The sequence below is a fragment of the [Clostridium] aminophilum genome (assembly GCF_900101295.1).
Lineage (GTDB): Bacteria > Bacillota > Clostridia > Lachnospirales > Lachnospiraceae > Clostridium_R > Clostridium_R aminophilum_A.
The window spans coordinates 109,083-116,013 of the sequence record NZ_FOIL01000004.1; the positions used below are offsets into that span (position 1 = coordinate 109,083).

General features: G+C 51.8%; 6 protein-coding genes. All 6 read left to right on the plus strand.

The window, feature by feature from the left end; genetic code table 11:
* Positions 1 to 148 precede the first annotated feature (148 nt).
* Positions 149 to 1,687, plus strand: coding sequence for a YifB family Mg chelatase-like AAA ATPase (locus BMW41_RS02355; protein WP_074648519.1), 1,539 nt, complete (start codon positions 149 to 151; stop codon positions 1,685 to 1,687).
* Between the two features lie 7 nt (positions 1,688 to 1,694).
* On the plus strand, positions 1,695 to 1,844 hold the full coding sequence (locus BMW41_RS14510) for a hypothetical protein (RefSeq protein ID WP_177171138.1): 150 nt from the start codon (positions 1,695 to 1,697) through the stop codon (positions 1,842 to 1,844).
* Positions 1,841 to 2,002 carry a hypothetical protein gene (locus BMW41_RS14515; RefSeq protein WP_177171139.1) on the plus strand — a complete coding sequence of 54 codons (162 nt, stop codon included), beginning with the start codon at positions 1,841 to 1,843 and terminating at the stop codon, positions 2,000 to 2,002. Before BMW41_RS14510 ends, BMW41_RS14515 begins: the two co-directional genes overlap by 4 nt.
* Positions 1,995 to 3,110, plus strand: a complete 1,116-nt coding sequence (gene dprA, locus BMW41_RS02360) for a DNA-processing protein DprA (protein ID WP_074648521.1) — start codon at positions 1,995 to 1,997, stop codon at positions 3,108 to 3,110. Before BMW41_RS14515 ends, dprA begins: the two co-directional genes overlap by 8 nt.
* 8 nt (positions 3,111 to 3,118) lie before the next feature.
* Entirely contained in the window at positions 3,119 to 5,203 is a 2,085-nt protein-coding gene (gene topA, locus BMW41_RS02365) for a type I DNA topoisomerase (RefSeq protein WP_074648523.1), read from the plus strand.
* 215 nt (positions 5,204 to 5,418) lie between these two features.
* Complete coding sequence (gene codY, locus BMW41_RS02370; RefSeq protein WP_031471431.1) at positions 5,419 to 6,198, plus strand: GTP-sensing pleiotropic transcriptional regulator CodY; 780 nt, start codon at positions 5,419 to 5,421, stop codon at positions 6,196 to 6,198.
* The last annotated feature ends 733 nt before the right edge of the window (positions 6,199 to 6,931 follow it).

Sequence of the window (6,931 nt, forward strand, 5' to 3'; positions counted from 1 at the left end):
TTGTCCCGGTCTTAATCAGCGACGGGATTTCGACGTGATTCGAAATCCTGTTCTCATTTTTTTATTCATTTTCGAAAAAAAGAAATACTCTCATACGGTTCCGCAGCGCACTTTGCGTGCGGAAAAAATCTGTCAAAGGGGGATGTGGATGTTTTCAAGAATCCGTAGTTACGGAATCAGCGGCATTGACGGAATTGAAATCGCAGTGGAAGCGGATGTAAGTCCCGGGCTTCCCATGTTTCATCTGGTCGGACATCTGTCGCGGGAGGTCAGTGAGGCGGAGGAACGGGTTCGTACGGCGATCCGGAATTCCGGAATTCCACTTCCGCCGAGGAGAATTACCGTCAATCTGTCTCCGGCGGGGATCCGGAAAGAGGGGACGGCCTTTGATCTGGCCATCGCGGCTGCGGTTCTCTGCTGCCTGGGTGTAATTGATCCGAATGGTCTGGAAGAATTCACTTTTCTTGGGGAACTCGGACTGGATGGGACCGTCCGGCCGATCCGCGGAATTCTGCCGATGGTGCTTGCCTCGGTGAAAGCCGGTGTCCGAAGGATTTTTCTGCCAAAAGACAATGTCCGGGAAGGACGGGCCGTTATGGGAGCGGAACTGATCGGCGTAACCGATCTGAAAGAGTTATGCCGGCTGCTGAGTCAAAGAGCATCGATACAGGGAGAATTCTTTGATCCCCTTATGTTTGAGGAGGAAGACCTTCCGTCTGCGGAAGATTACGGGGATATGATCGGTGTGGAATCGGTGAAGTATGCCTGCATGGCTGCCGCTGCGGGGAGGCACAGTATTCTGTTTATCGGGCCTGCCGGGACCGGAAAAAGCATGGCGGCGTCCAGACTTCCGGGGATTTTACCGCCTCTGACGATGGAAGAGACCATAGAGCTGGCGAAAATCCGCAGCATCTGCGGACTGCTGGATCCGAGTGCACCATTTTCCAGAAGGAGACCTTTTCGGTCGCCTCACCACAGTGTGACACCGTCAGCTCTTGTGGGAGGAGGGGCAAATCCCCGGCCGGGAGAAATCACCCTGGCCACCCACGGAATCCTGTTTCTCGATGAACTGGCTGAGTTTTCGCCCCGGACGATCGATCTTCTGCGGCAGCCGATGGAAGAACGCAGGGTCGTGATTTCGAGAATGAAAGGCACGATGGTATATCCGGCGGACTGCATGATTGCGGCCGCACTGAACGGCTGTAAATGCGGCTTATACCCGGATCAACGGTGCCAATGCTCGGAAAACGACCGGAACCGTTATCTGGGAAAGATCTCCGGCCCTTTTCTGGATCGGATCGATATCGGAGTTGAGGTGCCGAGACAGAAGATAAGGCCCATGCACCAGGTGTCGGGAGGGGATGTGTGGACCACGGCGAATATGCGGGAAAAAGTAATGCGGGCTTTGGAACTTCAGCAGGAACGGTTTTCTTCCGAGCCCATCCGTTACAACAGTGAGATGGATTCTGCCCAGATCCGGGAGTATTGTCCGCTGACACCGGAAGCAGAGCAGCTTTTGGAACGGTACAGTGCCGGCGGCAATACCAGTCTGCGCGGATACGGAAAGATCTGCCGCGTGGCGCGAACGCTGGCGGATCTGGAGGGCAAGGAGAAAATTGACGAGATGGTTCTCTCGGAGGCATTGTCCTACCGGTCCTTTCAGAGAAAGTACTGGGGAAGAGGGTGAACGGGAAATGTCAGAGGAAACGGCGGATGCAGAGGAGGAAAGAAGATCAGCGGATCAGAGAGGAAGGAATCCGGTGGAGAAGGCAGAGAGAGCCAGCGAAGAAAGCCGGGATCCGTTGCGGGAGCAGAATCCGGTGAAGAGAGCCGGGATCCGGTGAGGGAGCAGAATCCGGTGAAGAGAGCCGGGATCCGGTGGAGAAAGCAGGAATCCGGCGAAGAAAGCCGGGATTCGGTGCGGGAGCAGAATCCGGTGAAGAAAGCGAGAACAGAGAAGCATTCTGAAGAAACAGGGATGGAGGAAAACGGAAATGTATGAGGAGGAAGACCGGCTGGCAGCGGTGTGGATGAGTCACCGGCAGGGGATTGGTGCAGTGAGTGCGCAAAAACTGATCAACCTTGCGGGCGGTTACCGGAATGTGCTCCGGCTGAGCGGAAACGAACTGGATAACGCCGGCATTTTGACGGAAAGACAGAGGAAAATGCTGACGGAAACGCTCCATGACGGCTCTGCAAGGGAGGAAGCGATGCGCGATCTGGAGCGGATGAAGCGGTACGGAATACGGATTGTTCTGCCGGAGGATGCGGCATTTCCGGAAAAACTCCGACGGATTCCGGATCCGCCGATGTGGCTGTATGTGAAGGGGAAACTTCCGGACGGAGATCAAAAGGCCTGCGCGCTGATCGGCGCACGAACCTGTACGGAATACGGAAAGGAGGAGGCGGAATATTTCGGCGGCCTTCTGGCTGAAAACCGGATTCCGGTGATCAGCGGGATGGCTCTCGGAATCGATTCTTTCGCGCTTCGAGGGGCCCTGGGGAAAGACGGAGAATGTTATGCGGTTCTCGGCTGCGGGGTGAATATCTGCTATCCGAGGGAGGCCGGAGATATTTTTTCAAAAATCACGGAAAACGGAGGAATTTTGTCGGAACATCCGCTGGACTGTCCGGCACTTCCGCAGCATTTTCCGGTTCGAAACCGGATCATCAGCGGACTGGCGGATATGGTGCTGATCGTGGAGGCAAAACGGAAGAGCGGAAGCCTGATTACGGCGGATCTGGCACTGGATCAGGGGAAGGATATTTTTGCTTTGCCGGGGCGGCGTACCGACCCGCTCAGTGAGGGGACAAACCGCCTGATCCGGGTGGGCGCGGGGATTGTGACCGGGCCGGAGGATGTGCTTGAATATTTCGGATTGGACGCGAAAAAAGGCAGAAAACAGAGCGGAGTGTGTGACAGCAGACTTGTCAAGAATGAAAAAAAGGTGTATAGTGCCATTGATTCGCACCCGAGACACATCGAGGAGATCATGAAACGCAGCGGTCTATCCTGGGGAGAATGTCTTGTGGCGCTGATGAAACTGGAAATCTACGGGCTGGCAGTCCAGCCGGATAACCAATATTATATGAAGAAACTTGATAAGTAGGTGCTTATATGTCAAAAAATCTTGTTATTGTGGAGTCTCCGGCCAAGGTAAAGACCATAAAAAAGTTCCTTGGCTCCAATTATACCGTTGATGCTTCCGGCGGCCACGTCAGGGACCTTCCGAAGAGTCAGCTCGGAATTGATGTGACTCAGGAATACGAACCGCGGTATATCACAATCCGCGGAAAAGGTGATACACTTGCGCGCCTGCGAAAAGAAGTAAAAAAAGCGGACCATATCTATCTCGCAACCGACCCGGATCGTGAGGGGGAGGCGATTTCCTGGCACCTGTCCAAGGCGCTGAAACTGGACGAGGCCGTGGATAAAAAGGTTTCCCGTATCACGTTCAATGAGATCACGAAAAATGCCGTAAAAGCCTCTCTGAAAGCGCCGAGAAAGATCGATATGGATCTGGTGGACGCTCAGCAGGCCCGCCGTGTGCTGGACCGGCTTGTCGGTTACATGATCAGCCCGCTTCTGTGGGAAAAGGTGAAGAGGGGACTTTCTGCCGGCCGTGTTCAGTCGGTGGCGCTTCGAATGATCTGCGACCGTGAGGATGAGATCAATTCCTTTATTCCGGAAGAGTACTGGACGGTGGATGCAGAACTTGCCGAGGGAAAGAAGAAGCTTATCGCTCATTATTACGGAAGAGACGGGAAAAAATATGTTCCGGCAAGCGAAGAGGAAGTCAACGGGATCAAAAAGGAACTGGAACATGCCGATTTCACGGTTGCGGAAGTCAAGAACGGCGTTCGGAGCAAGAAGCCGCCGCTTCCCTTTACCACCAGTACACTTCAGCAGGTGGCGGCGTCAAATCTGAACTTCTCGACCTCCAAGACCATGCGTCTCGCCCAGCAGCTCTATGAGGGCGTCGAGATCAAGGGACTTGGAACCATCGCGCTGATTACCTATCTCCGTACCGATTCCACCCGTATCTCCGAAGAGGCGGATGCGGCCGGAAGAAGATATATCTCCGAAAACTACGGAGAAAAATATGCCGGAGGCGGCAATACGACCGGCGGGAAAAATGACGCAAAGATTCAGGATGCCCATGAGGCGATCCGCCCGGTTAATGTGGAATTGACCCCGACCGAGGTAAAGGACTCTCTTCCGAGGGATCTGTTCCGCCTCTATCATCTCATCTGGACGAGATTTGTGGCGAGCCGCATGACACCGGCGTCCTATGAGACAACATCCGTGAAGATTGCCGCAGGCCGTCATCTGTTCTCACTGTCGGCAAGCAGAATCCTTTTTGACGGTTTTCTGTCCGTATATTCGATTGACAGCGAAAAAGAAGAGAAGAACGCGCTGACGGAATCCCTGGAGATGGGCCAGAAGCTGTCGGCTCTTTCTGTGACCGGCGAGCAGCATTTTACCCAGCCGCCGGCCCATTATACCGAGGCAAGTCTTGTCCGGGCACTGGAAGAAGACGGTATCGGCCGTCCGAGTACTTACGCGCCGACAATCTCCACAATCCTGAACCGGCGTTATATCACAAAAGAGAAAAAGAATCTCTATGTGACCGAACTCGGTGATGTGGTTAACCGTATCATGAAAAAAGCGTTCCCGACCATCGTGGATACTGCTTTTACTGCGAATATGGAGTATCTGCTTGACCGTATCGGAGACGGATCCGTCAAGTGGAAGACCGTTATCGAGAATTTCTACCCGGATCTGGATGATTCGGTTGCCAAAGCGAAGAAAGAACTGGAGTCCGTCAAGATTGCGGATGAGGTGACGGATGAGATCTGTGAAGTGTGCGGACGCAACATGGTCATCAAATACGGCCCTCACGGAAAATTCCTGGCCTGCCCGGGATTTCCGGACTGCCGAAATACAAGACCGTATCTGGAGAAGATCGGCGTCGCGTGCCCGAAATGCGGCAAGGATCTTGTGATTCGCAAGTCCAAGAAGGGAAGAGTCTACTACGGCTGTTCGTCCTACCCGGATTGTGAGTTTATGAGCTGGCAGAAACCTTCCGCTGAAAAATGTCCGAATTGCGGCACTTATATGGTTGAAAAAGGGAATAAACTGATGTGTGCCAATAAAAACTGCGGATTTGTGAAAAATCTCGGAGGAGACGAAAAAAATTAAAAATGCACGTAAATTGCCAAAAACTCTTGCAACTCAGGTAGATTAGTGTTAATATTCAATCAAAAGGAATGGTATGCTCATTCCCGAATATTGCAGAATTGACGATTTGAAGGACAAAAAAAGAATATTCTGGAAATGTCCCTTCAACGTACATAAATGCAAAAAACATTCTGCGGTTTACACGCTGACAGCTGAGTAAAAAAGGAGGTATAGCAGTGGGCGTTCAGCTATTAGACAAAACACGTAAGATCAATAAGCTGCTGCACAATAACCACTCACACAAAGTGGTGTTCAATGATATCTGCGAAGTTCTCAGTGATATTCTTGAATCTAATATTCTTGTGATCAGCCGCAAAGGAAAGGTGCTGGGGGTTGCAAATCACGACGGCATCGATGAGATCCACGAACTGATTGTGGATCAGGTGGGCAATATGATTGATCATATGCTCAACGAAAGACTTCTGAGTGTTCTCTCGACCAAGGAGAATGTCAATCTGGCAACCCTTGGTTTTGACGAGGATTATGTGAAAAAGTATCAGGCGATCATCACGCCGATTGATATTTCGAGTGAAAGACTCGGTACACTGTTCATCTACAAGTCGGATGCGCAGTATGATATTGATGATATCATCCTCAGTGAGTATGGTACTACCGTTGTCGGATTGGAAATGATGCGGTCTGTCAATGAAGAAAATGCCGAAGAGACACGTAAGGTTCAGATTGTGAAATCCGCAATCAGCACACTTTCGTTCTCTGAGCTCGAAGCCATTACGCACATTTTCGGTGAGCTGGATGGCACAGAGGGTATCCTGGTTGCGAGCAAAATCGCCGACCGTGTCGGAATTACGCGTTCCGTCATCGTGAATGCTCTCCGTAAATTCGAGAGTGCTGGAGTAATTGAGTCACGCTCATCCGGCATGAAGGGTACTTACATCAAAGTACTGAATGACGCTGTCTTCGATGAATTAAAAGACATGAAGGCAGAAAACAAATAATATTTCAGAAGTTTTTCGGGGGACTGCGTGCAGCAGTCCCTCTTTTTCGTTCCATAGGAGATTTCTCCGAAATTCCCTATGAAACAAAACGCTCCGCGAGGATGCGCACGCCGCTGTAAGGAAGCTGTCACCTGACGGTGACCAGCGGCGGCGCGCAAAAAGACAATCGAACCTGATTTCGAATGAAAGTTTTCAGAAAGTATTGACATCTGTAGAACAGGTGATATAATCACCTACATAATACCTATGAAATGAGGGAACGGTATGAACACACTTAGCCATCAGAGATTTGCATCCATGAATATGATGATGTGCTGCTGTGAGACCATGTGCATGTGCAACATGTGTTTTACAGCCTTTTAAGTGTGCATCTGAAAGACGGTTTGCGGGAAACGACCGTTATCGCTCGAAGAGTTTTTGCGGCAGAGGCACGAAAAAGGCCTCTGCCGTTTTTTGGTGCGCCCGGCGGGCGCACGTTCTAAGGGGTGAAAGTCCCTGATCCGCCCGGCAGTGGGAAGGATGCAGCCAGAGGCAAGGGCTCCACCGTGAGGTGTGGGTCTGAAGGAAGCCCGAGGCAAAGCGCTGGCCTGACGAACAGGAATCCCGAACAGGCTGTGAAGCGTGGATGAGGCTGCCAAACAAGCCAAAGTCCAAAAACTGCACGGAACGCCAACAGTAGACGGGACAGGTATAAGTGTGAAAGAACGTGTGGGTACCCGGGGAGATCTCACGG